Source organism: Xanthomonas arboricola pv. juglandis, assembly GCF_905367715.1.
GTDB lineage: Bacteria > Pseudomonadota > Gammaproteobacteria > Xanthomonadales > Xanthomonadaceae > Xanthomonas > Xanthomonas arboricola.
In genome coordinates this window covers 4,494,740-4,521,652 of record NZ_HG999362.1, presented here as the reverse complement: position 1 = coordinate 4,521,652, position 26,913 = coordinate 4,494,740, and the positions used below count along the sequence as shown (strand labels likewise).

At 67.1% G+C, this 26,913-nt stretch carries 22 protein-coding genes; 8 read left to right on the top strand and 14 right to left on the bottom strand.

The annotated features are described in order from the left end of the window. Positions 1-138 precede the first annotated feature (138 nt). Positions 139-750, top strand: coding sequence for a PH domain-containing protein (locus KHN93_RS19530; RefSeq protein WP_211921151.1), 612 nt, complete (start codon positions 139-141; stop codon positions 748-750). A gap of 99 nt (positions 751-849) precedes the next feature. On the opposite strand, the gene speE is transcribed toward KHN93_RS19530, so the two are convergent. Then, on the bottom strand, positions 850-1,707 hold the full coding sequence (gene speE / locus KHN93_RS19525) for a polyamine aminopropyltransferase (protein ID WP_211921149.1): 858 nt from the start codon (positions 1,705-1,707) through the stop codon (positions 850-852). A 234-nt stretch (positions 1,708-1,941) separates the two neighbouring features. Here speE and speA point away from each other — a divergent pair, with 234 nt between their 5' ends. The 4 genes from speA to KHN93_RS19505 all read left to right on the top strand — a co-directional run bounded on the left by speA (position 1,942) and on the right by KHN93_RS19505 (position 11,457). Next, positions 1,942-3,828: an arginine decarboxylase gene (gene speA / locus KHN93_RS19520; RefSeq protein WP_211921147.1), complete on the top strand. Its 1,887-nt coding sequence runs from the start codon at positions 1,942-1,944 to the stop codon at positions 3,826-3,828. Between the two features lie 893 nt (positions 3,829-4,721). Continuing rightward, on the top strand, positions 4,722-8,705 hold the full coding sequence (locus tag KHN93_RS19515) for a non-ribosomal peptide synthetase (protein WP_104560469.1): 3,984 nt from the start codon (positions 4,722-4,724) through the stop codon (positions 8,703-8,705). After that, on the top strand, positions 8,698-10,035 hold the full coding sequence (locus tag KHN93_RS19510; protein ID WP_047129972.1) for a glycosyltransferase: 1,338 nt from the start codon (positions 8,698-8,700) through the stop codon (positions 10,033-10,035). The genes KHN93_RS19515 and KHN93_RS19510 overlap by 8 nt, the downstream gene beginning before the upstream one ends. A gap of 294 nt (positions 10,036-10,329) precedes the next feature. Continuing rightward, positions 10,330-11,457 (top strand): acyltransferase family protein, encoded by a 1,128-nt coding sequence (locus KHN93_RS19505; RefSeq protein WP_104560468.1) that lies wholly within the window; start codon positions 10,330-10,332, stop codon positions 11,455-11,457. Positions 11,458-11,622: 165 nt separating this feature from the next. Here KHN93_RS19505 and KHN93_RS19500 read toward each other — a convergent pair whose 3' ends face one another. The 5 genes from KHN93_RS19500 to radC form a co-directional block, all read right to left on the bottom strand. Further along, on the bottom strand, positions 11,623-12,378 hold the full coding sequence (locus KHN93_RS19500) for an SDR family NAD(P)-dependent oxidoreductase (RefSeq protein ID WP_016901972.1): 756 nt from the start codon (positions 12,376-12,378) through the stop codon (positions 11,623-11,625). Positions 12,379-12,418: 40 nt separating this feature from the next. Further along, positions 12,419-12,967, bottom strand: coding sequence for a hypothetical protein (locus KHN93_RS19495; protein ID WP_166773775.1), 549 nt, complete (start codon positions 12,965-12,967; stop codon positions 12,419-12,421). Between the two features lie 5 nt (positions 12,968-12,972). After that, positions 12,973-13,854, bottom strand: a complete 882-nt coding sequence (locus KHN93_RS19490) for an SPOR domain-containing protein (protein WP_016901970.1) — start codon at positions 13,852-13,854, stop codon at positions 12,973-12,975. Positions 13,855-13,899: 45 nt separating this feature from the next. Then, positions 13,900-15,588 carry an arginine--tRNA ligase gene (argS, locus tag KHN93_RS19485; RefSeq protein ID WP_016901969.1) on the bottom strand — a complete coding sequence of 563 codons (1,689 nt, stop codon included), beginning with the start codon at positions 15,586-15,588 and terminating at the stop codon, positions 13,900-13,902. Between the two features lie 86 nt (positions 15,589-15,674). Further along, complete coding sequence (gene radC, locus KHN93_RS19480; protein WP_166773776.1) at positions 15,675-16,352, bottom strand: RadC family protein; 678 nt, start codon at positions 16,350-16,352, stop codon at positions 15,675-15,677. A gap of 96 nt (positions 16,353-16,448) precedes the next feature. Between radC and coaBC the strand changes: the two genes are divergently transcribed. The 3 genes from coaBC to KHN93_RS19465 are packed head-to-tail and all read left to right on the top strand — an operon-like array spanning position 16,449 to position 20,540. Continuing rightward, positions 16,449-17,717, top strand: coding sequence for a bifunctional phosphopantothenoylcysteine decarboxylase/phosphopantothenate--cysteine ligase CoaBC (gene coaBC, locus KHN93_RS19475; RefSeq protein ID WP_211921145.1), 1,269 nt, complete (start codon positions 16,449-16,451; stop codon positions 17,715-17,717). Then, positions 17,714-18,181 carry a dUTP diphosphatase gene (dut, locus tag KHN93_RS19470; RefSeq protein ID WP_016901966.1) on the top strand — a complete coding sequence of 156 codons (468 nt, stop codon included), beginning with the start codon at positions 17,714-17,716 and terminating at the stop codon, positions 18,179-18,181. Before coaBC ends, dut begins: the two co-directional genes overlap by 4 nt. A 13-nt stretch (positions 18,182-18,194) precedes the next feature. Further along, positions 18,195-20,540, top strand: a complete 2,346-nt coding sequence (locus KHN93_RS19465; protein ID WP_211921143.1) for a phosphomannomutase/phosphoglucomutase — start codon at positions 18,195-18,197, stop codon at positions 20,538-20,540. Positions 20,541-20,864: 324 nt separating this feature from the next. Here KHN93_RS19465 and KHN93_RS19460 read toward each other — a convergent pair whose 3' ends face one another. From KHN93_RS19460 to KHN93_RS19425, 8 genes are all read right to left on the bottom strand, one after another. Next, the gene (locus KHN93_RS19460; RefSeq protein WP_244812155.1) at positions 20,865-21,398 is read right to left on the bottom strand and encodes a hypothetical protein; all 534 of its coding nucleotides are present in this window, start codon (positions 21,396-21,398) and stop codon (positions 20,865-20,867) included. 279 nt (positions 21,399-21,677) lie between these two features. Beyond that, complete coding sequence (locus KHN93_RS19455; RefSeq protein ID WP_211921139.1) at positions 21,678-22,019, bottom strand: lipid-A-disaccharide synthase N-terminal domain-containing protein; 342 nt, start codon at positions 22,017-22,019, stop codon at positions 21,678-21,680. Continuing rightward, the gene (locus KHN93_RS19450) at positions 22,019-22,741 is read right to left on the bottom strand and encodes a glycosyltransferase family 2 protein (RefSeq protein ID WP_024940453.1); all 723 of its coding nucleotides are present in this window, start codon (positions 22,739-22,741) and stop codon (positions 22,019-22,021) included. The genes KHN93_RS19455 and KHN93_RS19450 overlap by 1 nt, the downstream gene beginning before the upstream one ends. Before the next feature lie 316 nt (positions 22,742-23,057). Then, positions 23,058-24,023 (bottom strand): SDR family NAD(P)-dependent oxidoreductase, encoded by a 966-nt coding sequence (locus KHN93_RS19445; RefSeq protein ID WP_211921137.1) that lies wholly within the window; start codon positions 24,021-24,023, stop codon positions 23,058-23,060. Between the two features lie 48 nt (positions 24,024-24,071). Next, a complete protein-coding gene (locus tag KHN93_RS19440) occupies positions 24,072-24,797 on the bottom strand; it encodes a suppressor of fused domain protein (protein WP_211921135.1) in 726 nt (241 codons plus the stop codon). A gap of 43 nt (positions 24,798-24,840) precedes the next feature. Next, the gene (locus KHN93_RS19435; protein WP_016901959.1) at positions 24,841-25,149 is read right to left on the bottom strand and encodes a helix-hairpin-helix domain-containing protein; all 309 of its coding nucleotides are present in this window, start codon (positions 25,147-25,149) and stop codon (positions 24,841-24,843) included. 33 nt (positions 25,150-25,182) lie between these two features. Then, complete coding sequence (locus KHN93_RS19430; RefSeq protein WP_024940457.1) at positions 25,183-26,112, bottom strand: ParB/RepB/Spo0J family partition protein; 930 nt, start codon at positions 26,110-26,112, stop codon at positions 25,183-25,185. Beyond that, positions 26,112-26,909 (bottom strand): ParA family protein, encoded by a 798-nt coding sequence (locus tag KHN93_RS19425; protein WP_016901957.1) that lies wholly within the window; start codon positions 26,907-26,909, stop codon positions 26,112-26,114. The genes KHN93_RS19430 and KHN93_RS19425 overlap by 1 nt, the downstream gene beginning before the upstream one ends. Between the last annotated feature and the right edge of the window lie 4 nt (positions 26,910-26,913).

Genomic DNA, 26,913 nt, shown 5'->3' with positions numbered 1-26,913 from the left:
CGACTTGGCAGACGGCAATTCTGTTTGAGGCCGCACCTTGTAGCCGCGCCGCATACGGTCATTGGCGTTGCACGGGCATCCATGCGGGTTGGTGTAGTGTCACGGTCAACGCTTTGACTCAGCCGTTGGCGAGGGCAGATGGACGCATTGGCGCAGTTTTTGACGGACGAGCAGGACCCGACGGCAGTGGGCAGGATCCTGCCGAAGGTGAACGAGCTGCTGACGCGGGACGAGCAGGTCGAGTACATCGCGGTGCAGAAGAAAATGGTGGTGAACCTGTCGCCGGCTGCGGTGGTGCTGACCACTCGCAGATTCATCGTGGTGCACCCCACGCTGTTCGGAATGACGTTTCGCGATGTCCCCTGGCGCGAGGTGCTCGACGTGCACATGAGCGAGCAGATGCTGGGGGCGACGATCATGTGCCGCACCACGCAGGGCGGTTACCTGTCCATCGACAGCCTGCCCAAGAAGCAGGCGCGGCGGGTCTACGCCTATGCGCAGCAGGTGGAGGAATCGGCCTACGAAAAGCGCCAGCAGCTGGAGTTCGACAAGTTGCGCGCATCGGCAGGTGGCGTGGTGGTGCACGCACCCATCGCGCAGGGCAGCGCGTCCTCGTCACCGCCGAGCACGGCAGCGGCCGCGGACGATCCGATCCAGGTGCTGAGCAAGCTCAGGCAGCTGCTGGATGCGGGGCTGGTGACCCAGGAAGAGTTCGACGCCAAGAAGGCCGAGGTGCTGGCGCGGTTGTAGGGCGCTCGGCACGGTTGCCTGGTCACGGCCCGGCCTGGCCGTGATTACTGGCGCGCCGCCTGCATCCGCTGGCGGCGCGCTACGGTGCGTGAGCCGTGCTTACTCGCCCAGTGCCTTGGCCACGAACGGCGGTGCGACCAGCACGCCGGTATGCAGGTGCGCGGTGTAGTACAGCGTCTCAAAGTCCTTGGCCTGCGCGGCGTCCTGGCGGAAGGCGAAATCGGCGTTGGCCTGCTTGCTGGCCATGGTCACGCTCCACCAGCCGGTGGGGTAGCACGGCTGCGGGAAGGGCAGGGTCTTGAACGACTGGAAGCCGGCCTTGCCCATTTCGGTGCGCATTTCCTTGATCAGCTCCAGCAGCGCCAGCGGCGACTCGGACTGCTGCACCAGAATGCCGTCGTCCTTCAATGCCTTGAAGCAGCTCTCGTAGAAGGCCTTGTTGAACAGGCCCTCGGCCGGGCCGACCGGGTCGGTGGAATCGACGATCACGATGTCCACGCTGCCGGCCGGGCAGTTGGCCATGTAGGCCACGCCGTCGTCGAACAGCAGCTCGGCACGCGCATCGTGGTTGGAATCGCACAGCTCGGGGAAATACTTCTCCGACATGCGGGTGACCTGCTCGTCGATGTCGCACTGGGTGGCGCTTTCCACGCCCGGGTGCTTGAGCACCTCGCGCAGGGTGCCGCAGTCGCCGCCGCCGATGATCACCACGCGCTTGGGCGCGGCGTGGGTGAACAGCGCCGGGTGGCTGATCATCTCGTGATAGAAGAAATTGTCGCGGCTGGTCAGCATCACCGCGCCGTCGATCAGCATCAGCTTGCCCCAGTCGGTGGTCTGGTAGATCTCGATCTTCTGGAACGGGGACTGCACCTCGTCCAGCTTGCCGCTGATGCGGAAGCCGATCGCCGAGCCGGTCGGCTGGAAGTGTTCGATGTACCAGTTGTCGTTGGCGCTCATGCAAAGTCCTAAAAGATGGGGCTGTTCCTTCTCCCACGTAGGAGAAGGTGGCGCAAAGCGCCGGATGAGGGTCGGGCGCAGCCGCGCACAAGCAAGCTGCTGGCGGCCATCTCGAACCCCCGCCAACCCCGCTCCAATCAGGAGCAGGGCGTGAAGTCGGCGCGGATTGTAACGGACCCTGCGCGTGCCAGGCGTTACACTTCACGCCCTTTTTGCCCCAGCCGAGTCAGCGAAATGAGCGATTGGTCCCTCGACCAAGCCCGCAAGACCTATTCGATCCCGCATTGGGCCGACGGGTATTTCGATGTGAACGACGCCGGACATGTGGTGGTCACGCCGACCAGCGACGGTCCGTCGGTGTCGTTGCCCGAGGTGGTGGACGCCGCGCGCGCAGCCGGCGCCAAGCTGCCGCTGCTGGTGCGTTTCCCGGACATCCTGGGCCAGCGCCTGGGCAAGCTGCAGGCGGCGTTCGCGCAGGCGCAGTCCGAATGGGATTACGCCGGCGGCTACACGGCCGTGTACCCGATCAAGGTCAACCAGCATCGCGGCGTGGCCGGCACGCTGGCCAGCCACCACGGCGACGGCTTCGGCCTGGAAGCGGGCAGCAAGCCGGAGCTGATGGCGGTGCTGGCGCTGTCGCGTCCGGGCGGGCTGATCGTCTGCAACGGCTACAAGGACCGCGAATACATCCGCCTGGCGCTGATCGGCCGCAAACTCGGCCTGCAGACCTTCATCGTCATCGAAAAACCCTCCGAGCTGAAGCTGGTGCTGGAAGAGGCTCGCGCGCTGGACGTCAAGCCGGGCCTGGGCGTGCGCATGCGCCTGGCCTCGCTTGGCGCGGGCAAGTGGCAGAACAGCGGCGGCGACAAGGCCAAGTTCGGGCTGTCGCCGCGTCAGGTGTTGGACCTGTGGAAGACGCTGCGCGACACCGAGTACGCCGACAGCCTGCAACTGCTGCATTTCCACATGGGCTCGCAGATCTCCAATGTGCGCGACATCGCCAACGGCATGCGCGAGGCCACGCGCTATTTCGTGGAGCTGTCGCGGCTGGGCGCCAGGATCAGCCATGTGGACGTCGGCGGCGGCCTGGGCATCGATTACGAAGGCACGCGCTCGCGCAGCTATTGCTCGATCAACTACGGCCTGCATTCCTACGCCAGCAACATCGTGCAGCCGCTGGCCAGCGCCTGCGAAGAGCACGGCCTGACCCCGCCGCGCATCGTCACCGAATGCGGCCGCGCGATGACCGCCCACCATGCGGTGCTGATCGCGAACGTGTCCGAAGTGGAGCAGGCGCCGGAAGGCCGCGTGCCGGATGCGCACGACGACGAGCCGGCAGCGATCCGCCACCTGCGCGAGATCCATGACGAGCTCGATGTGCGCCCGGCGGTGGAACTGTTCCAGGAGGCGCAGCACTTCCATGCCGAAGGCTTGAGTGCGTACGCACTGGGCCAGATCGACCTGACCCACCGCGCGCGTATCGATGACCTGTTCTATGCGATTGCGCACGGCGTGCGTGCACGCCTGAGCTTCGACGAGAAGAGCCATCGCCCGGTGCTGGACGAGCTCAACGAGCGGCTGGTCGACAAGTACTTCGTCAACTTCAGCGTGTTCGAGTCGATTCCGGATGTGTGGGCGATCGACCAGGTGTTCCCGATCGTGCCGATCGAACGCTTGAACGAAGCGCCGCAGCGGCGCGGCATCATCGCCGACATGACCTGCGACTCCGACGGCATGGTCAAGACCTACGTCGAGAACGAAAGCCTGGACAGCTCGATGCCGCTGCACACGTTGAATCCGGGTGAGAGCTATCGCATCGGCTTCTTCCTGGTCGGTGCCTACCAGGAAATCCTGGGCGATATCCATAACCTGTTCGGCGATACCGATGCGGTGGAAGTGGCCGTGGACGGCGATGGCTATCGCATCGCGCAGCAGCGCCGCGGCGATACCACCGATGTGATGCTGGACTACGTGGGCTATCAGCTGGACACGCTGAGTGCGACCTATGCCGAGCGCATCGCCGCCGCGCAGCTACCGCCCGAGCGCGCACAGGAATTGAGCGATGCGCTGGAAGCAGGGTTGACCGGTTACACCTATCTGTCCGACGAACCATTGGGCTGAGGCACTGCGCGCTGCGGCCGAGGCCGTGGCGCGCCATTCTGTTTCACCTTCGCGCGCAATGCATTGACGCGACGGCCCGCAGCACCGCTGTGCGGCCGTAATGCTGCGTGGCTCAGGGTCCGAACCCGGCGCCATTGCCGGACGCCCTGGCTTCTGCGCGCCCTGGCCGAGCCCGGTAACGTCTTGCCCCGGCGACGACGTGCGACGACCAATAGCATCCGCTCAAGCCAAGGCCAGGCGATCAGCAGCAGCAACTGTACATGCGTGATCGCCGCGGCGTGGCAATGACAATCAAATAACCGTCGTGTGACCGTGCGATTGCAGACGGCATTCAAAAAAAGCGCTGTGTCTTGCGGAATGGTTGTCCCTGTAACGCAATAAAATCAATGCCGCTGCATGCAGTGGTCTTGGTGCATGCTGTCCCGGATACGCCATGAAACACTCAAAATTCCCGGCAAAAACGCCTTCGCCGGATTGCTGCGCGATGCATGGCAGTCTGTTCCGTAGCGTGCAGCGCGCGAAAAACGCGATCTGTAGACGTATGCATCCAGAACACTAGTTGAAATCACACTTCGGCAAAAAATTTTTGCGGGCGACGCGGATTTCGTGATTTTTGCACGGTTTATCGCGGCGGCTAATTGTTAGTGTTTGTTTAACTTGTCGGGAAACAAGTGTTTTAGGAAAGTCAGTGCACGTCGTTGTATCGACGCTGCACGCCGCTTCGTGATGCGTTCCCATTGTGCGTTTCCATCGTATATCGCCGGCATGCGCTGGCGGTCGTCGGTGTCTCTTACCCCACGTTTCAAGGCCAGGTGCTGATCCGGCGTCCCACTGCCCGCATTGCGGACATGGCGCACCGGGCGACTGCGCGCCACACAAGAAGGATGCACGCAATGCACACCGACGCCTCTCCCGTGTTTCCCCTGACCAAAGCACAACGCGGCCTGTGGGTCGCCAGCAAGTTGCATACCGACAACACCTTGATGTTGTCCGAAGCCCTGGAAATGTTCGGCCCGCTGGATCCGCAGCTGCTGATCCGCGCCAGCATGCAGCTGACGCGCGAATTCGACACGCTGCGGCTATGCATCGCCGAGCACGACGGCGTGCCGCATCAGGTGGTCCTGCCCGAATACACCGCCGCGATTCCGTATTTCAACGTCAGCGAAGATCCTTCCCCGCGCAACGCCGCCGAGCATTGGGTCGACGAAGAAATCCGCAAGCCGGAAGATCTGCAGAACGGGCCGTTATGGCATTGCGCAGTGTTCCGCCTTGGCGAAGACCACCATATGTGGGTGCAATGCGTCAGCCATCTGGTGATGGATGGCTATTGCGCCTCGATCATGATGCAGCGCATGGCGGTGCTGTATAACGCCTACGCAGAAAACATCGAGCCGGAGCCTGCGCAGTACGGCAGCGCGCTGTCGCTGATCGAGCTGGAACAGCAGTATCGCGACTCCGATCGTTTTCAGCGCGACCGCAGCTACTGGATGCAGCAGTTGGCCGATCTGCCGCCGCCGGCGACCCTGGCGCGTCCGGGCAATCACCTGTCGACCGGGTTGTTGCGTGGCACCGGACAATTCTCGCCACAGCAGGTGGTGCGGCTGCGCGCGCTCGGCAAGGACTATGGCGCCAGCCTGCCGCAGATGCTGATTTCGCTGATCGCCGCGTATTACTACCGCTGCACCGGTGCCGAGGATCTGGTGCTGGCCATGCCGGTAACGGGCCGCATCAATGCGCGTTACCGGCAGACCGCAGGCCTGGTGGCCAATGTGATTTCGCTGCGCCTGAAAATGGATCCGCAGCAGCCGGTGCATGCGCTGTTCGCGCAGGTGTCCTCAGTGGTCAGGCATGCGCTGCGTCATCAGCAATACCGCTTCGAGGACGTGCGCCGCGATCTGGGCATGTTCGGGATCGATCAGAAGTTCGCACGCCTGGCAGTGAACATCGAAGCCTTCGATTACGCACTGCGGTTTGGCCAGGCCTATGCGATGCCGCATAACCTCTCCAACGGCCCGGCCGATGATCTGACCATCTTCTGCTACGAGCGCGGCGACGGTGCCGCGTTGCGCTTCGATCTGGATGCCAATCCGGCGCTCTACGACAGCGACGAGCTGGCCGAGCACTGCCGCCGCCTGACCCATCTGGCCGATGCGGTGCTGGCCGATCCGGAATGCGCGCTGGGCCAGATCGATGTGCTGGGCGATGTGGAACGCCGCCGCCTGTTGCAGACCTGGAACGCCACCGCCGCAGCGCTGCCGGAACCGGCCACGCTGCTGCACGGCATGCTGCAGCGTGCCGAGCTGATGCCGGCCGCAGTGGTGGCGCAATACGACAACCGCACCCTGGACTACGCCACGCTGTGCGAACTGGCCTCGCGCATCGCCGCGCAATGGGTGGCCGATGGTGTCCGCCCCGGCGACGTGGTCGCCATCGCGTTGCCGCGCAGCGAGCAATTGCTGGTGGCCTTGCTGGCGGTGATGTGGAGCGGGGCGGCGTACCTGCCGCTGGACCCGGAAAGCCCGGCTGCACGCAACCGGCAGATGCTCAACGATTCCGGTGCCATCGCGCTGGTCTGCGAGCCGGCGTTGTGCGAGCGCTATCTGCTCGGCGGCATGGTCTGGCTGGATCCGCGCCCGGCGGTACTGCCGGCGGCAATCGCGCCGCTGGCCACGCCGGACGGTACGGCCTATGTGCTGTACACCTCCGGCTCGACCGGTGCGCCCAAGGGCGTGGAAATCAGCCATCGCAACCTGTTCAATTTCCTGCATGCGATGGAGCATGAGCTTGCGTTGCGTCCGCGCGACCGCGTGCTGGCGGTCACCACCATCACCTTCGATATCGCCGGGCTGGAGCTGTACCTGCCGTTGTTGGTGGGCGCGCGCGTGGTCATCGCACCGGCTGGCATCACCCACGATCCACGCAGCCTGTCGCGGCTGATCGCGCAGGAGCAGATCAGCATGGTGCAGGCCACTCCGTCGCTGTGGCGCATCCTGCTTGCCAATCAGGATCTGGCGCTGGACCGCATCCACGCCCTGGTCGGCGGCGAAGCCCTGGTGCCGGAACTGGCGACCCAGTTGCTGAGCCGGGTCGGGCGCCTGACCCAGTTGTACGGGCCGACCGAAACCACGATCTGGTCGACCATCATGCCGTTGCAGCTCACCGACGCTGCCGCTCCGCCGATCGGCAGGCCGCTGCTCAATACCCGCGTCTATGTGCTCGATGCGCAGCGGCAACCGCTGCCGACCGGCGCGATCGGCGAGTTGTACATCGGCGGCGCGGGCGTGGCCAAGGGTTATCGCGGCAAGCGCCAGCTGACCAGCGAGCGCTTTGTGCGCGACCCGTTCGCCGACGACGGCAGCAACATGTACCGCACCGGCGACCGCGTGCGTCAGCGCCGCGACGGCATGCTGGAATTCATCGGCCGCGCAGATGCGCAACTGAAGATCCGCGGCCATCGTGTGGAGCCGGCCGAAATCGAAAACGCCTTGCTGCTGCACTCGCAGGTGGCGCAGTCGGTGGTGGTCGGTCATCGCGATGGCGACCACGACGCGCTGCAGTTGCTGGCGTATGTGGTGGGCAAGCATGGCGCAACGCCATCGCCCGAACTATTGCGCGCACATCTGCAGCAGCGCCTGCCGGCGTCGATGATTCCCACCTTGTGGGTGCCGTTGCAGGCACTGCCGCTGACACCCAATGGCAAGCTGGATCGCCGCGCCTTGCCGTCGCCGGGTGCGCTGCCGCAGCGCGCGCATGTGGCGCCGCGCGACGCGCTCGAACACCAGCTGGCCGCGATGCTGCAGGACGTGCTGGGCATCGAAGTGGTGGGTGTGGAAGACAACTTCTTCGAGCTCGGCGGTGACTCGCTGCGCGCGGCAGAAATGGCCGCACGCTTCCCGCAGACGTTTGGTGTCGAACTGCCATTGGGCACCCTGTTCCATGCGCCGACGATCGCCGGCCTGGCCGAGGTGGTCAAGCGCAACGCGCAGATCCCGAACGACCCGCTCGGCGTGCTGTTGCCGTTGCGGGTAGGCACCCCGGGTACGCCGCCGCTGTTCTGCATCCACCCGGTGGTCGGCCTGGGCTGGTCGTATCTCACCTTGCTCGGTCAGTTGGATCCGCGGTGGCCGGTGTATGCCTTGCAGTCGCCGGGCTTGAGCGACCCGCAGCATCGCCCGGAAAGCATCGAGGCGATCGCGCGTGACTATCTTGCGCGGCTGCGCGCGGTACAGCCGCAGGGGCCGTACCGATTGATCGGCTGGTCGCTGGGCGGCTTGATTGCGCATGCCATCACTGCCGAACTGCATGCGCTGGGCGAAGAAGTCGAATTGCTGGCAATGCTCGACAGCTACCCGCACCTGGAGCAGGCCGCGTCGCTGCCGGAATCGGAAAACGTGCGTGCATCGGTGCATGCGCTGGGCCTGCATCTTGCACCCGGCCAGCCGATGCCGACCACGGTGGCCGAACTGGCCAGCCTGCTGTGCGATCACTACGGCTTGAACGACCTGCCTGCAGTGCGCCAGCTGCTCGAACAACGCCCCACGTTGCTGGACGACATGGGCGGCATGACCCAGCACCACCTGCATCTGGCGCGGCGTCATCGTCCCAAGCCGCTGGACCAGGACGTGGTGTTCGTCGAAGCGAGCGTGCGCATGACCTCCGGCGGCGACGATACGGTGTGGGTGGATTACCGGCCGCAGGCCTGGCGCCCGTATGTGCGCAACCTGCAGCTGCATGTGCTGGACAGCGACCACCACTCGATGCTGTCGTCCACGCATTCGGCCACGCTCAGCGCACTGCTGCACGCGGCCACCACGAAAGCCGCACAACGTGATGGCAGCATCGCCACCGCCAGCGACGGGGTGGCCGAATATGCCTGAGTCTTCCTTCAACGCGGGACGCCAGCGCCCGGTGCTGATCGCCACCCTGGGCACGCATGGCGATGTGCGCCCGATCATTGCGCTGGGCCGTGGCTTGCAGGAGCGCGGTTACCCGGTGCGGGTGCTGACCAGCGCCAACTTCGAAGCGCTGATCCGCGCCAATGGGCTGGACTTCTTCCCGCTCAGTGGCGACCACCAGAAACTGCTGCAGGGCCATCCGGATGTCGCCGAGATGCGCGGTGGCTGGCGCGGCATCTGGGGCACCTTGCGTGCGCAGCTGCTGGAGTGGGCGCGCGACTGGGCTGAGCAGGGCCGCGCGGCCTGTGCCGATGCCGGCCTGATTCTCGGCGTCGGCAGCGCCAGCCTGCTGGCGCATAGCCTGGGCCAGGCCTATGGCCTGCCGGTGGTATTCACGCAATTGCAGCCGCTGACCGCCTCGCGGCATGTGCCGTTGATGGTCATGCCCACCGTGCGCCTGCCTGGGCTGGTGAGCGTGGCGCTGCATCACGCGGTGCGCTTTGCCGGCTGGCAGCTGATGCGCCCGGCGCTCAACGGCATCGTGCGCCCGGCCTTGGGGCTGCCGGCGTATCCGTGGAGTGGCCCAGATCGCAGTGCGCAGCGCGTGGTGTATGGCTACAGCGAGCATCTGTGCCCACGTCCGCCGGACTGGCCGGACCGGGCCCAGGTCAGCGGGTTCTGGCAGTTGCCGCAGCCGCAGTGGCAGCCGCCGGCCGCGCTGCAGGCGTTTCTGCAGGCCGGCCCGCCGCCGCTGTATATCGGCTTCGGCAGCATGATCAGCAGCGATGCGGCCCAGCTCACCGCCATCGTCAAGGCAGCGGTGCGTCTGACCGGTCAACGTGCGCTGCTGGCCAGCGGCTGGGGCGGGCTGGCGGCCGCGGAAGACGCATCCGACGATGCCGAGCGCTTCTTCCAGCTGGAACAGGCACCGCACGATTGGCTGTTTCCGCGGGTGGCGGTGGCGGTGCATCACGGCGGTGCCGGTACCACCGGTGCGGCGCTGGCTGCGGGGATTCCGTCGGTGGTGCTGCCGTTCGGCTACGACCAGCCGTTCTGGGCGCACTGCCTGGCGCAACGCGGCGTCGCCCCGCCGGCGCTTGCACGGGTCGGACTGCAGCCTGAGACCCTGGCCGATGCCATCGGCCAGGCCAGCGCGCCGAGCATGCGCGCAGCGGCACGCGCGCTGGGCCAGCGCATCCGCGAGGAGGACGGAATCGGCCGTGCGGTGGAGCAGTTGGAAGCCTGGGGATTGCTGCAACCGGCGGTGTCGGTGGCGCCGGCCGTGCGGATCGAGCAGCAGGCCGTCGCGTGACACAGGCCGATGCGTGATGGTTGACGCTGTGGGGGAGCTACAGCGTCAATATTGGATTGGCTGCAGCAATGCGGCTGGCCTCACCGAAGACTTTCGGCTGTTGCACGGGTGGGGCGCTGGGGTGTTGCTGTCGCCGATAGGTGGTCGACCGGGCCATGCCTGCACGACTGAGTGATGTGGAAACAACGTCTGCGTTGCTGATCCGAGCTGGCGACTGCGGCCAGCGCCGGCGCCGGCATCGTCGCATCGGCGGGATGCGGCACAATCGGGCTCCCTCGGCTTTGCATCGCCCGCATGCGCTATCCCGCTCTCGATCTGCTGCGTGGCATCGCCATTGTCTGGGTGATGCTGTTCCATTCCTTCGTGGTCGGCGGTCTGGGGCCGGACTGGGCGTGGTTGTCGCGCTACGGCTGGATGGGCGTGGACCTGTTCTTCGTCCTAAGCGGCTTTCTGATCGGCACGCAGGTGCTGAGGCCGCTGGCGCGCGGGCAACGCCTGGACTTCAAGGAGTTCTATCTGCGCCGCGCGTTTCGCATCCTGCCGGCGTTCTTGCTGGTGCTGGTGATCTACATGGCGTGGCCGGACTTTCGCGAGTCGCCCGGGCTGGCGCCGTGGTGGATGTTCGTCACCTTCACCCTGAACCTGTTCGTCGACTACGGCCGTGATGCCGCGTTCTCGCACGCCTGGTCGTTGTGCGTGGAAGAACATTTCTATCTGGTGTTTCCGTTGCTGGCGACGCTGCTGCTGCGTCGGCCCTCGGCCGCACGCTTTGGGGTGCTCTGCGTGCTGGTCGTGGTTGCCGGCATCGCGCTGCGTGCCGGCATCTGGTGGCACAACACTGCCCTGGACAGCGCTGGCGTCGGTCTGCAGCGCAACTGGTTTATCGAAGACATCTACTACCCGACCTGGAATCGTCTGGACGGTCTGCTGGCCGGTGTCGTGCTGGCAGTACTGAAGGTGTTTCGCCCCATGATGTGGCAACGGCTGCAGCAGCACGGCAACGCCATTCTGTGTGCCGGCGTGGCGATTCTGGCGCTGGCACTGTGGCTGTTCCGCGAGCGCACCGGTCTGATCGGCAATGCGGTGGGCTGGCCGGTGCTGTCGCTGGGGCTGGCCTTGCTGGTGCTCGCCGGCACCGCCAGCAGCGGTGTACTTGGCGGTTTGCGTGTGCCGGGCGCGGCATGGCTGGCGGCCATCTCCTACAGCCTGTATCTGACCCACAAGGCCGTCTTCCATCTCACCCAGGGCTGGTTCGGCCCGGCGCTGGAGGGGCGGGGCGTGCTGGCATTTGCGGTGTATGGGCTGGTTGCAGTGCTGGGTGGCGCGCTGTTGCACTACGCGGTGGAGCGCCCGTTCCTGCAACTGCGCGACAGGATGCTGCGGCCAGGCGCGCGGCCGTTGGCTGCCGCCGATCGCGGCTGACCAGGCAGAGTAAAACGCCGCGCAATGCGCGGCGTTTTCGTCAGCCCTGGCGGTACGCCGGTTGCAGCGCCGCACTCAGCTTGGATGCGGCGCGATCTGCTCGCGCGCCGACCGCCCTACCATCGGATCGCGGCGCGACCGAGGCACTGGCGTTGCAGGCCATCGTCACTGCGCGTCGCGCGCCACCTGGAAACCGGCGAACGACTGCGTGACCGGCATGATTTCCAGCCGATTGATGTTCAGATGCGCCGGCAGGCTGGCGACATAGAAGATCTGCTCGGCGATGTCCTCGGCGGTCATCGGGGTGGCCCCGCGGTACAGCGTGTCCGAGGCGGCCTGGTTGCCGCCGGTGCGCACCAGGGTGAATTCGGTTTCGGCCATGCCCGGTTCGATCGAGGTCACGCGCACGCCGGTGCCGTGCAGGTCCGCGCGCAGGCCCAGCGAGAACTGCTGCACGAACGCCTTGGTGCCGCCGTACACGTTGCCGCCGGTGTAGGGGTAGGTTGCCGCGACCGAGGCGATGTTGATGATGGCGCCACGGCGTGCGATCAGCGCCGGCAGCAGGCGGTGGGTGAGGGTGACCAGCGCGGTCACATTGGTGTCGATCATTTGCTGCCACTGGGTCAGGTCGGCCTGTTGTGCAGGCGCGGTGCCCAGCGCCAGCCCGGCGTTGTTGACCAGCACATCGATGTCGGCAAACTCGGCCGGCAATGCGTCGATCGCTGCCGACAGGGCCTGCGCATCGCGCATGTCGAAAGCAGCGGTGTGCACCTGGCCGGCGGGCAGCTCGGCCGCCAACGCATCCAGGCGCTCGGCGCGGCGGCCGGTGGCGATGATCTTCCAGCCGGCGGCGGCAAAACGGCGCACGGCGGCGCTGCCGAATCCGGAGGTGGCACCGGTGATCAGAACAGTCTTGGACATGGGGAATAACTCCTGCGAGCGAGGGGGTCAGGCAAAGGGATCAGGGGGTGGTGGCAGCGCCGGGTGCGTGGGCCTGGGCACGGCGCGCGCGCAGCTCGGCCTCACTGAGCGGCTCGCGCGTCACTACGCGGCCGTGTTGCACCTGCAGGAGCAGATACGGTGCTTCCGCGGTGCCGGGTGCGCTGTCGCCGGTGCTCGTGGCGATTGGCAGGGCGACCACCAGCTCGCCATCGATCCAGTCCGCGGCGACCGGGGCGGTTCGTCCGGGGAACAACACCTCGAGCGGTAACGCCGGCGGCGCGGTGTCGCAGGCACCGATGACGATGCGATCCAGCAGCACCTGCGCCTGCTCCACGCGCCAATCGGCCTGGTAGCCGCGCCAGTTTGCACTGCAACTGCCCAGCGCCGGCCGCGCATACGCCACGAACCGTTGCCAGGTGGCCTGGTCGTCCAGCACCGGCGCCAATGGCTCGGCCAGCAGCACCGCGTCCTGCCCGTCGATCCGGATGCGGTCGGGAATCTGCTCGGTGGCGTGCGCCGCGCCGATCAGTCCCCACCACAACCACAGGCCGGCGGCGCGCTGCAGCACTGCGGCTACTGTGCCTTGATCGCGATGGCGGGCAAGCCGCTACCGGTCAGCTTCTGCTTGGCTTCGGCCAGTTCGCTGGCGCTGCCGTACGGCCCCATGCGCACGCGGTAGACGGTCTTGCCGCTGATGTCGGCCGACTCCACGCGTGCGGCCAGGCCCATCATCGCCAGCTTGGCCTTGGTCGATTCGGCATCGCCGGAGGCGCCGAACGAGCCGGCCTGCAGGATGTAGCGGGTGTTGTCGGTCACTGCAGAGGCAGCGGCCGGGGTGGCAGCTGCTGCCGTCGCTGCCGGCTTCGGCGCAGCGGTTGCAGCCGGCGTGCTCAGTGCCGCAGTGCTGGCCGGGGCCGGCGTGGCGGCCGGGCGTGCCGGGGCGGTCTCGGCCAATGGCTTCGGCGCGCTGGCGGCCGTTTCGGTCACCGGGACCGGCACGCTGGCGGCCGGCGTGGCTGCCGCCACACTCGCACCCGGTGCAGGCGCGACCGGCTTTCCTTCCAGCGCCGCGCGCGCACGTGCGGCTTCCTCGGCGCGCGCGCTGGCCGCCAGTTCGGCATCGGACATCTGCACTTCCTTGCCGGGCAGCAAGGTATAGAAGTCGTACTGGGTCTGCGCATCGCCCGGCTTGGCCTGCGGCTTGGGCGGTTGCGCGCTGGGCTTGGGCAGCTCGGCCGGCGTATCCACGTCGGCATCGGCCACCGGCTCGGGCTGCGCGTCGGGATTGGCGCGCGGGCCTACGCGCAGGAAGCCGTCGCCGTCCTTCTTGAACAGGTTGGGCGCGGCCAGAAAGATCACTGCCGCAATCGCAGCGCCCGCCACCAACCACACCCAACCGGGGGTGCCATTGCTGGTGTTGCGTCGCGCCTGACTCTTACCGCGTCGTGCTGCCATCTACCACTTCTCCGAATCACGTCGTTGCGGGCCATGCGGCCCGGCTTACATCTTTTCTGGGGCGCTGACGCCAAGCAGTTCCAGGCCGTTGGCGAGCACCTGTTGCGTGGCGACGGCGAGGGTGAGCTTGGCGTCGCGCTCTGCGGCATCGTCCACCAGCAGTTTGGTGTTGTGATACCACGTGTGGAAGGCGTGCGCCAATTCACGCAGGTATTGCGCGATCTGGTACGGCTCCAGCGTCTGCCCGGCGATTTCCACCACCTCCGCATAGCGCGACAGCTCGACCATGACGTTGAGCGAATGCTCGTCGTCCAGGCGCGCCAGCTCGGCCAGTCCATGCGCCTGCTCGTACTTGTAGCCCTTCTCCTGCGCCTGCCGCAGCACGCTGCAGACGCGCGCATGCGCGTACTGCACATAGAACACCGGGTTGTCGTTGCTCTGCTGACGCGCCAGGTCGATGTCGAAGGTGAGCTGCGAATCGGGCTTGCGCGCGATCAGGAACCAGCGCACCGCATCGGCGCTGGTTTCCTCGATCAGATCGCGCAGGGTGACGTAGCTGCCGGCACGCTTGGACAGTTTCACTTCCTCGCCGCCGCGCATCACCGTGACCATCTGGTGCAGCACGTACTCCGGCCAGCCTTGCGGGATGCCCAGTTCCAGCGCCTGCAGGCCGGCGCGCACGCGCGTCAGCGAGCCGTGGTGATCGGCCCCCAGCTCGGTGATCGCGCGCTCGTAGCCGCGCTGCCACTTGGTCAGGTGATAGGCCACGTCCGGCACGAAGTAGGTGTAGGTGCCGTCGGACTTGCGCATCACCCGGTCCTTGTCGTCGCCGAAGTCGGTGGACTTCAACCACAACGCGCCGCCTTCCTCGTAGGTATGGCCGGAGGCGATCAGCTTCTGCACCGCCTCTTCGACCTTGCCGTCCTTGTACAGCGAGCTTTCCAGGAAATAGATATCGAAATCGACGCGGAACGCGGCCAGGTCGTGGTTCTGCTCGTTACGCAGGTAGGCCACGGCGAAGCGGCGGATCGCGTCGAAGTCGGCAGGGTCCTTGCCGCCGGTGACCAGGTGGCCTTCCAGGTCGACGGTGTCGCCGGCCAGGTAGGCGGTGGCCACATCGGCGATGTAGTCGCCGCGGTAGCCGTTCTCCGGCCAGCCGTCGCTGTCGGGGGTGAGCCCCTGCGCGCGCGCCTGCACCGACAAGGCCAGGTTCTCGATCTGCACGCCGGCATCGTTGTAGTAGAACTCGCGCTTGACGTTCCAGCCGTTGGCATCGAGCACGCGTGCCAGGCTGTCGCCGATCGCCGCGGCGCGGCCGTGGCCGACGTGCAGCGGGCCGGTCGGGTTGGCCGACACGTATTCCACGCCCACCGAGCGGCCGTTGCCGGCCAGCCCGCGGCCGTAGTCGTGGCCCTGCTTGAGCACATGCGCCACTTCGCGCTGGTAGGCGGTGGGGGCGAGATGGAAATTGATGAAGCCCGGGCCGGCGATCTCCACCTTGGCCACGTCGTCGCTGGCCGGCAATGCGGCGACCAGCGCCTGGGCCAGCGCGCGCGGGTTGCTGCGCGCCGGCTTGGCCAGCAGCATCGCGGCATTGGTGGCGAAGTCGCCGTGCTCGCGCGTCTTGGGCCGCTCGACCACAAAATCCGGCGGCAGGGTGTCGGCAGGCAGGGTGCCGTTGGCGCGCAAGGCTTCAATGCCTTGGCCGATCAGTGCGCGGAGTTGGGCTTTCACGTGGGATCTGCTTGGAACGAAACCACCGATTTTACCCGACCGCGCGCCCCGGGGTCGGGCCGACGGTTCAGGTCACCGCCACGCGCTCATCCCAGCCAGCCGCGCTCGGCCAGCGAGACCGGACGCCCGTCGCCGATCACGAAGTGGTCCAGCAGGCGGATATCCACCAGCTCAAACGCATCCAGCAGGCGCCGGGTGACCGCGCGGTCGGCCTCGGACGGCTCCGGATTGCCTGAAGGGTGGTTGTGCCCGACGATCACCGCCGCGGCGTTGTGCAGTAGCGCCCGCCGCACCACTTCGCGCGGGTGGATGTCGGCCCCGTCGATGGTGCCGGTGAACACTTCCTCGAAGGCGATGGCGTGATGGCGGGTGTCCAGGTATAGCACCGCGAACACCTCGTAGGAGCGCGCACGCAGCCGCTGCGAAAAGTAGCGGCCGACGCTGGGCGGGTCGCTGAGCGCGTCGCCGCGTTCCAGTGCGCTCAGCAGGTGGCGGTGCGCCAGTTCCAACGCCGCACTGAGCTTGCAGGCCGAGGCCGGACCCAGGCCGGGCAGGCGCGCCAGGGCGGGCGCCGTGCGATCCAGCAGCACGCGCAGCGGGCCGTGGCGCAGCAGCAGGTCGCGCCCGGTCTGGACGGCGTCCTGGCCGCGCAGGCCGGAGCCGACAAAGATCGCCAGCAGCTCGGCATCGGACAGGGCAGGCGCCCCGCGCGCCAGAAGTTTCTCGCGCGGGCGTTCGTGGGTGGGCCAGTCGTGAATGTGCATATGGCGAGATTGCCGGTGCTCATCGCTCACGCCTATCAGGCCGGACGGGGGCATCGGCTAATCTAGTTGTCCTTGTAACCGTAGGACGACTCCGACGTGATCGGCTCCACTCAGGCCCGCCCCCTGGACGGACAGCGCTTGCTGCTGTGCGTCGGCGGAGGCATTGCCGCTTACAAATCGCTCGAACTGGTCCGTCGCCTGCGCGACGCCGGTGCGCAGGTGCAGGTCGCCATGACCAGCGGCGCGCAACAATTCGTCACCCCGCTCAGCTTCCAGGCCCTGTCCGGGCAGCCCACCCGCACCACGCTGTGGGACAGCGCCGCCGAGCAGGCAATGGGACATATCGAACTGGCGCGCTGGGCCGATCAGGTGATCGTCGCCCCGGCCACCGCCGACCTGCTGGCGCGGCTGGCGCACGGCCTGGCCGACGATCTGGTCAGCACACTGTGCCTGGCCACCACCGCGCCGCTGACCGTGGCCCCGGCAATGAACCACCGCATGTGGCTGCACCCGGCCACGCAGGCGAACGTGGCGACCCTGTCCGCGCGCGGCGTGCGCGTGGTCGGTCCCGAGGACGGCCCGCTGGCCGAAGGCGAGTCCGGCCCCGGCCGGCTGGCCGAGCCGGCGACGATCATCGCCGCCTTGGCCGGCGGTGCCGGCAGCGCCGCGCCGCTCGCCTCCAAGGCTGCTGCCGCCCCGGCGTTCGTGCCCAGCAGCGCGCAACTGGACGGCCTGCGCATCGTGATCAGCGCCGGCCCCACCTTCGAGGACCTGGACCCGGTGCGCTACGTGGGCAACCGTAGCAGCGGCAAGATGGGCTATGCCCTGGCCGCTGCCGCCGCCAGCCAGGGCGCCGAGGTGGTGCTGGTCAGCGGCCCGGTGCACCAGACCACCCCGGCCGGGGTGCGGCGGATCGACGTGCGCTCGGCTGCGCAGATGCGCGATGCGGTGCTGGGCGCGTTCCCGGCCGACATCTACATCGGCGCCGCCGCAGTGGCCGACTACACCCCCAAGCGGGTGGTCGCGCAGAAGATCAAGAAGACCGGCGAGACGCTGACCCTGGAACTGGTGCGCACCCCGGACATCCTGGCCGAGGTCGCCGCGCAGACCGGCGCGCTGAAGCTGGTGGTCGGCTTTGCCGCCGAAACGCACGACGTGGAGCATTACGCGCGTGGCAAGCTGGCCGCCAAGCGGCTGGACCTGATCATCGCCAACCAGGTGGGGATCGAGGGCGGCGGCTTCGAAAGCGACAACAACGCCGCCACCGCCTACTGGCAGGGCGGCGAGCGCGCCTTCCCCAGCAGCAGCAAGACCGAACTGGCCGACCAGCTGTTGGCCCTGATCGCGGAGAGATTGCAGGCATGAGTACCCCGACCCAGTCCTTGCAGGTGAAGCTGCTCGACCCGCGCTTTGGCGATCTGTGGCCGCTGCCGGCCTACGCCACCGACGCCAGCGCAGGCATGGACCTGCGCGCCGCGCTGGAAGCGCCGATGACGCTGGAACCCGGCGATGCGGCGCTGATTCCCAGCGGCATCGCCATCCATCTGGCCGACCCGCAGCTGTGCGCGGTGATCCTGCCGCGCTCGGGCCTGGGCCATCGCCACGGCATCGTGCTCGGCAACGGCACCGGGCTCATCGATGCCGATTACCAGGGGCCGCTGCTGATCAGCACCTGGAATCGTGGCCGTGAGGCCTTCACCATCGAGCCGGGCGACCGCATCGCCCAGCTGGTGATCCTGCCGATCGTGCGCGTGGGCTTGCAAGTGGTGGATACTTTCGTCGACAGCGCGCGGGGAGCGGGTGGATTCGGCCACACCGGCGTGCGCTGACGGGGGACGTCACATGAGCAAGGCGAACGAGCGCAGGCAGTCGATGTCCAGCGTGCGTACGAGTGGTCCGGTGTTGGGGGGGGTGTTGGTGCTGCTGGCTGCCTGGTTCGGCTGGAGCAGCTATACGCAATGGCGCCAGGATGCGGTTGCACAGGAACTGGAACAGGCGCGCGACCGCGCCGTGCAGGACATCAGCCGAGCAATGGCCCAGCAGGCCAGCCAGCTCGACGCCGTGCTCAAGCAGCCACAGGTCATCGCCGCGTTGGCCAATGGCGACGCGCTGGCCGCCGCTTCGAGCATCCGCGAGCGCTTCAAGGGCGCCGAGGATGTGCAGGTCCTGTCCGGCGACCTCGCTGCCGCCTACGACAATCCCAAGGATTTCGGCTATGCGCGGCTGAGCCTGCTCGAGTCGGCACTGGTGGCCGAGCGTGCGCAGGTGCACGTGGTGCGCGATGCCAAGCAGGTCCGTCTCGGCGTGGCGGCAGCGGTGCGCCTGGGCGCGCAGCCGGCGGTGGTGTACGCGCGGCTGCCGTTGTTGCGTCTGACCGGCCCGCTGGATGCGATCGCAGTGCCCGGCAGCGCGTACCTGGCCTTGCGCCAGGGCAGCTACAACGTCGCCCAGCAAGGCGATGCGGTGCTGGGCGATGCCGCCGAAACCCTGGCCAGGCCATTGGGTAACAGCGGCCTGCGCGTGGCCGCCGCGGTACCGCAACGCGATGACGGCCCGCTGGGTCTGGGCGCCGTGGGCTGTGCGATCGTGGCCGTGCTGCTGCTCGTCATCGCCGTGCTGTTGGTGCTGGCCAGCCGTGGCCGCGTCGCCTTGCCGCGTCGCCGCGTGACCGGTGAGCCGACCGCCGACGAACCCACCTTCAGCCAGAGCCTGCAGCACGACGCCAGCCTCGCCAGCCAAGCGCGCGCGCTGGAGGCAGATGCGCCGCCCGCGCCGCCGGCGCTGGTGCCGGCCGTGCAGGTCGCCACCGAGATGTTCCGCGCCTACGACATCCGTGGCGTGGTCGGCAAGGACCTCAACCCCGGCGTCGCCGCATTGATCGGCCAGGCCATCGGCAGCGTGATGCAGGCGCAGGGTCTGCGCGAGGTGGTGGTCGGCCGCGATGGACGGCTGTCGGGCCCGGAGCTCGCCAATGGCCTGATCGACGGCCTGCGTCGCGCCGGCTGCCAGGTGATCGACATCGGCCTGGCGCCCACCCCGGTGGTATACTTCGGCGCCTACGAACTACGCGCCGGCAGCTGCGTGGCAGTCACCGGCAGCCACAATCCGCCCGACTACAACGGCTTCAAGATCGTGATCGGTGGCGAGACCCTGTCCGGGGCGGCGATCGCCGAACTGCACCAGCGCATCAACGAAGGCCGCCTGCATACCGCGGCAACGCCTGGCGAGCTGGAACAGCGCGACATCAGCGACGCCTACATCCAGCGCATCGCCGACGACGTGCAGCTGGACCGCCCGATCAAGGTCGTGGTGGATGCCGGCAACGGCGTGGCCGGCGATATCGCACCGCGCCTGCTGGAAGCGATCGGCGCCGAGGTCATCCCGCTGTATTGCGAGATCGACGGCACCTTCCCCAATCATCATCCCGACCCGAGCGAGCCGCATAACCTCGACGACCTGGTCAAGATGGTGCAGCGCTTCGATGCCGATATCGGCGTGGCCTTCGATGGCGATGCCGATCGTCTGGGCGTGGTCACCAAGCAGGGTGCCATGGTGTTCCCGGACCGTCTGCTGATGCTGTTCGCCGCCGATGTGCTGCAGCGCAATCCCGGCGCGCTGGTGATCTACGACGTCAAGTGCACCGGCAAGTTGTCCGATCACGTGCTGCGCAACGGCGGCAGCCCGTTGATGTGGAAGACCGGGCACTCGCTGATCAAGGCCAAGATGCGCGAGACCGACGCCGAACTGGCTGGCGAGATGAGCGGGCACTTCTTCTTCAAGGAGCGCTGGTACGGTTTCGACGACGGCATCTATGCGGCCGCACGCCTGCTGGAAATCCTGGCCCAGCGCGAGGAAACCCCGTCGGAGGTGTTGGACGCCCTGCCCGAAAGCGTGTCCACCCCGGAAATCAAGGTGCCGGTGGATGGCGATGCGCACGCGCTGGTCGCGCGCATTGTCGAGCGTGCCCAGGCTGGTGAGGAATCGCCGTTCGAATCGGCGCGGCTGTCGACGATCGACGGGCTGCGTGCGGACTTCGCCGACGGCTGGGGCCTGGTGCGTGCCTCCAATACCACGCCGATCCTGGTGCTGCGCTTCGAGGCCGATACCGAAGACGCACTGCAGCGGATTCGCGGGTTGTTCCGCAGCCAGTTGCAGGCCCTGCTGCCGGACCATCCACTGGAATTTTGACCGGCCGGTGCGTCACGGGCGACGCCCTGCCGGCGTACCGGCAGGGCAGGTCGCGTCGCCACAGCTGCCGACCACATAGTGGTCGGCGCTGGCAGATGCAGGCCATCACCGCAGCGCGCAGCCCGCTCCGACAGGCGTAGGCGGTCGACGTCAGGCGTCGCCCGAACAGACGCCGCTCGACGCCAGACGTTGATCGAGCAGACGCCGCTGGACGTCAAACGTTGATCGTACCGGCGTCGCTCGCACAGATATCCCACAAGGCTGACAGGCGAAGACGCGCATCAGTCTTTCCGGCTCAAGCCAGACGAATGCACGCGATCACGGTCACCTGCCTCCCGGACCCGGCATACGTGCGCGATCATCCGGCACTGCAATCGCGGCGCCGTGTGCAGCGTGGTCGTGCAGCAGCCAGACCGCATCCCAGTACGGATACCCACCGATCTGCGCGGCCAGCCCTGCGCGTACTGGCAACGCCACCAGCGCGCGCGCGAACTGTCGGTGGTCCTCAGTCGGCGCAAGCGCCGATGCCTGCATCTGCGGCTGCCACACCGTCCCGCCACGGCCGCGCGCGCGATTGACCGCCTCGGCAGCCGCCTGTCGTGCGACCGCAGCCAGTTGCAGCAGCGCAGCCTTGCCCGGTGCCTGCAACAGCGCGCACCAACTGTCCGGCAGCAGCACCCAGCACAGCAACTGCGCACCCTGCCAATGACCGGCCGCCGCAAGGCTGGCCGCGGCCGCTCGCGCGCAACGCCAGTCGGAAAACAACGGCACCTGCTGATGCGTGTACAGCTGCAGGTACCAATGCGCCGCAATCGGTGCCGACCCTGACAACGGACGATGGAGGAGCGCGCTGGACATAGGCACAGCATGCCGATGAGCAAACAGCCGCGGCATCGGCCACGCGCCTCATCCCAGGTCGGTAACCATCGCATCGCGACGTACGAAAAAAAACGCGTTGACCCCAGCTAGCGAGCCCCTGACGTTATCAACCGAAAGCAGAGCCAATGCAGCGTGCCCATCGGCTCAGTGACGAAGCCAGCATAACTTCAAAGGCTGGAGACCTGGATCAGCCGTGCCGCACTGACGAATCCCCACTCCCCATTCCCCATTCCCGATTCCCGATTCCCGATTCCCCGCTCAATGCACCACCCGATCCCGCTTCCAGCCGCGATGCTTCACATCCAGATACAGGCTGTAGAACGCGGTAAACGCCGGGAACAGGTTCTGCAGCACCCCCACCGAATCCTGCTTGGCCGAGAACACGAAATAGCTCAGCGTCATCAGGCTGCCGACCACGCTCATGTACCAGAACATGCGCGGGATCACCGGCTTTCCGGCGCGCTTGGAAGCGACGAATTGCACCAGCCAGCGGCCGCCGAACATCAGTGCGCCCACGTAGCCGATCAGCTTCCAGCCGGTGACATGCAGCCCGGTCCAGTACAGCCAGGTCAGCGGTTGATCCAGCCAATGCAGTTCCATCAGCGCTCCTGCACCACGGTGCGCTTGCTGCGGGTGATCAACCAGGCCACGCCGCGCAGGTCGCGTATGCCGACCAGCGCGCGATTGAGGTTGTTGTACTTGGACACGCCGGCGGTGCGATGGCGGTGATGCACGGGTACGCTCACCGTGCGCCAGCCGGCACGCTGCATCAATGCCGGCAGATAGCGGTGCATATGATCGAAGTAGGGCAGGTCCAGGAACGCCTCGCGCTCAAACAGCTTGATGCCGCAACCGGTATCGGGGGTGTTGTCGTGCAGCATGCGCGAACGGATCGCGTTGGCCCACTTGCTGGCCCAGCGCTTGGACCCCGAATCCTGGCGGTTGACCCGCCAGCCGGCGAACAGCTTCACCTGCGGCTCGGCGCTGGCGCGCGCGGTCAGCAGTTTGGGAATGTCGGCCGGATCGTTCTGGCCGTCGCCGTCGAGCGTGGCGATCCAGCTCGCACGCGCGGCCTTGACGCCGTTGCGCACCGCCGTGCTCTGGCCGCTCTGGGTCACGTGATGCAGCACGCGCAGTTCCGGCGTGGTGGTCTTCAGGCCTTGCAGCACCGCCAGGGTGTCGTCGCGCGAGTGGTCGTCGACATAGACGATCTCGAACGCCACCAGCCCGCGCAAGGCGGCGACGATCTCGCCGACCAGGGCGGCGACGTTATCGCGCTCGTTGAACACCGGGACGACGACGGAAAGCTGGGGTTGGCTCATGGATTCGTGGTGGCCAGATGAAGGCTGAGCGAAAAAGATCGCGCATTGTGCCCTGACTGTCTGAGTCAGGGATGAAGCGAACCCGCGTTGTGTGCGCTGGAGCGAGCGTCAAGCAGCCTGTAGCATGTGCGAGCGCGTTAAATAACCTGACCCGCGCAGCCGGCAGGAGGTCGTGATCCGTGCCAGGATGGTGCTGGTAGGGCGCGGAAAGCTCAACGCTCCAGCGCGCCGCCCCTGCCGATACGCCCGTCGCTGCGGGCGCGACCTCGCGTCGATATGCGATCGCCTAGTCGCTGTGCCGCCGCGCAAGCGCGCCCTAGGCGCGCTCGCCGAAATAACTGCGGCACCAGTCCACCACCTGCGGCAGGCCGTGCTCGACCGGGGTGGCCGGCTCGAAGCCGAAGGCGGCGTGCGCGCGCTGCGTATCGGCCATGGTGCGGATCATGTCGCCCGGCTGCATCGGCCGGTAGACCTTCTCGGCCGGGCGCCCGGCAGCCTGGGCAATCACGTCGATGAAGTATTCCAGCTCCACCGGTGTGTGGTTGCCCAGGTTGAACACTCGGTGCGGCATCGGCTCGCCGCTGGGCGTGTCCAGCGCGCCCAGCACGCCGGCCACGATGTCGTCGACGAAGGTGAAGTCGCGCTGCATCCTGCCGTGGTTGAACACCTCGATCGGCCGCCCCGCCAGCACCGCGCGGCTGAAGATCAGCGGCGCCATGTCCGGCCGGCCCCACGGCCCGTACACGGTGAAGAACCGCAGCCCGGTCGCGCGCAGGCCGTACAGCTGCGCATAGGTATAGCCCATCAGCTCGTTGGCGGCCTTGGTCGCCGCATACAGCGAGCGCGGCTGGTCCACGCGCTGGTCTTCGGAAAACGGCGGGGTGGCCGAATCGCCGTACACCGAACTGCTCGAGGCATACACCAGGTGCTGCACGCCCCGATGCCGGCACAGTTCGAGCATGTTGACGAAGCCGACCAGGTTGCTGTCGACGTAGGCGGACGGGTTTTCCAGCGAGTAACGCACACCCGCCTGCGCGGCCAGATGCACCACGCGCGTGGGCCGGATCTGGTCGAACAACGCGGCCAGGCCGTCGCGGTCGGTGAGGTCCAGCGTGCGGATGTCGATGCCCGGGCACAGCGCCGCCACCCGGTCGCGCTTGAGCTGCGGGTCGTAGTAGCTGTTGTAGTTGTCCAGGCCCACCACCGATTCACCGCGCGCAGCCAGCGCGCGGCAGGTGTAGGCCCCGATGAAACCGGCGGCGCCGGTGACGAGAATGGTCATTGCAGTGGTCCTGGAGATATCGGAAGCGGGCAGGCAGGCAGGCGGCGCTCAGAACAGCCCGAAGCGCTTTTTGGCGACGTTGACGCGATCGAGCGCAATGATGTCCCCAATCCCCTTGGCATCGAAGCGATCCAGCAGCGCATCGCTGCCGTCCTTCAGTTTCAGCGCCATCTCCTCCGGATACAGCGGCACCACCGTCATGAACACGATGGTCTTGTCGGCATCGATGGCCAGGCGCGCAAATCCCTCGGGCGTGCTCACCGGTGGCAGCACGATGGCGCCGTCGAAACGCACGCCGGGTGCGTAGGGTTCGGCCGGATGGCCATTGGGAATGGTGTGGCCGAAGCCCAGCCAGGTGTCGAACTTGTGCGGCAGCCGGGCCAGGGTCTTGAGCAGGCGGATCGGCCAGTAGTGGCGCGGGTCTTCGAAGTCGCGCTGGTCCATCGGCCAATCGGCGGGCAGGCTCAGCATCAGCTCCATGTACTGCGGTGCTTCCACACCTTCGGGCAGGGTCATCGGCCGGTCGCTCATGCCCGAGGTCACCAGCCGCAGGTACGGGACCTCCGCGGTGGCGGGCACCACATGCACGTCCAGATGCACGGCGTCGGAGATGATTTCGTGCAGGACTCCCGAGATCGGCCCCAGGTGCTGCTCGATATGTGCGCTGATCTGCTCGATGCAGTCGCCGCCGTGTGCCGGCTCGAATGCCTTTTCCTGCGCGTGCAGCATCAGCGTGCTGCCGCCGGGGCTGATCTGGTCGTCTTCAATGCTCATGGGTTGCTCCGGTTGATGGCCGCACCTGATCGCATGCGCGCACTCACCCCAGACTGAGCGGTGCTTCGCTGGCCAGGGTTGCCTTGCGTTCGGCGCTGAACGCCCACCACGGCCGTGGCGCCTCGCCTTGCATGAAGCGCGTGATCGACAGGAACACGTCGATCACGCAGGGATCGTGCAGCACGCCGGTGCGCAGACACAGCTGCGCATACATGTCGTAGGCATCGCGACCGCGCAGTTGCGCGGCAACCCGGATGCCGATCCGCTGCAGATCCTTTTCGCAGGCCGGCCCCACGTTCGGCAGGTCGGTCAGATGCAGCAGGTGCTTGCGATCGACCTTGGCGGGATTCATTGCCGGGGATGTTCCTGGTGCGGGTGCACAGGCTCAGCTGCGCTGCAGGCGCAGGCGTTCGAGCACGCCGTCCAGCGTGTCCAGGTCGGTGTAGTGGATCACCAGCTTGCCCTTGCCGCCGCGGCCGTGGTTGAACACCACCTTGGTGCCCAGCGATTCGGACAGTTCGGTTTCCAGCGAGGCGATATCGGCCTGCGGTGCAGCGGCGGCCGGCTTGCCCTTGCGCAATGCGCCGGGCACCTTGCCGGCGGCGAACTGCTGCGCACGGTGTTCGACCTCGCGCACCGACCAGCCCTGGTCGGCCGCTTCCTGCGCCAGTTTGCTGGCCAGCTCCGGCGCCAGGGTGAGCAGCGCACGCGCATGGCCCATCTCCAGGCGGCGGGTTTCCAGCAGCACGCGGATCGCCACCGGCAATTCCAGCAGCCGCAGCAGGTTGGACACCGATGCACGCGAGCGGCCCACCGCACCAGCGGCCTCGGCGTGGGTCAGCGAAAATTCGTCGATCAAGCGCTGCAGCGCCTGCGCTTCTTCCAGCGGGTTGAGGTCTTCGCGCTGGATGTTCTCGATCAGCGCCATCGCGATGACGGTGCGGTCGTCCAGCTCGCGCACCACCACCGGCACTTCGCTCAGCCCGGCCAGCTGCGAGGCGCGCCAGCGACGCTCGCCGGCCACGATCTCGAACTGCCCCGGTGCCAGCTCGCGCGCCACGATCGGCTGGATCACCCCCTGCGCCTTGATCGACTCCGCCAGCTCGGCCAGCTTGACCTCGTCCATCTCCTTGCGCGGCTGGTACTTGCCCGGCTGCAACTGGGTGACCGGCAACCGGCGCAGACTGTCGCCCGGCTGCAAGGCCTCCTCGCTGGCCACGCTCGGCGCCGCGGCGGCGGCCGCGCCCTTCGGCCCCAGCAGCGCTTCCAGGCCACGGCCCAGGCCGCGCTTCTTTGCGGGGATCGGCTTGTTCATCAGACGGTCTCCACGGGCCGGTAGGCCTTGTTGCGGTCGTTCTGGCGGCGCACGATTTCGCCGGCCAGCCCCAGGTAGGCCACGCCACCGCGCGAGGTGCGGTCGTAACCGACGATGCTCTGGCCATGGCTGGGCGCCTCGGCCAGGCGCACGTTGCGCGGCACGATGGTGCGGAACACCTTGTCGCCGAAATGCTCGGTCAGCTCGGCCGACACCGCATTGGCCAGGTTGTTGCGGATGTCGAACATCGTGCGCAGCACGCCTTCGATCTCCAGCGCCGGATTGAGGTTGGCGCGCAACGCCTCGATGGTTTCCAGCAGCGCGGTCAGTCCTTCCAGTGCGTAGTACTCGCACTGCATCGGCACGATGATCGAATCGGCCGCGGTCAAGGCATTGAGCGTCAGCAGCGACAACGCCGGCGGGCAGTCGATCAGGATGAAGTCGTACTCGTCGCGGATCGGCGCCAGGGCGCGCTTGAGCCGCTGCTCGCGCTCGCCCTGATCCATCAGCTGGATCTCGGCCGCGGTCAGGTCGATGTTGCCCGGCAGCAGGTCGAAGCCTTCCGGCGCGGTGACGCGGATTTCGGCCGCGGTGTTTTCGCCCAGCAACAGGTCGCAGGTCGAGGCGGCCACATCGCGCTTGTCGATGCCGCTGCCCATGGTCGCGTTGCCCTGCGAGTCCAGATCCACCAGCAGCACACGCTTGGGCGCGCGCGCCAGGCCGGCCGCCAGATTGACCGCGGTCGTGGTCTTGCCGACGCCGCCTTTCTGGTTGGCAATGGCGATGATCCGGGCCATGCGG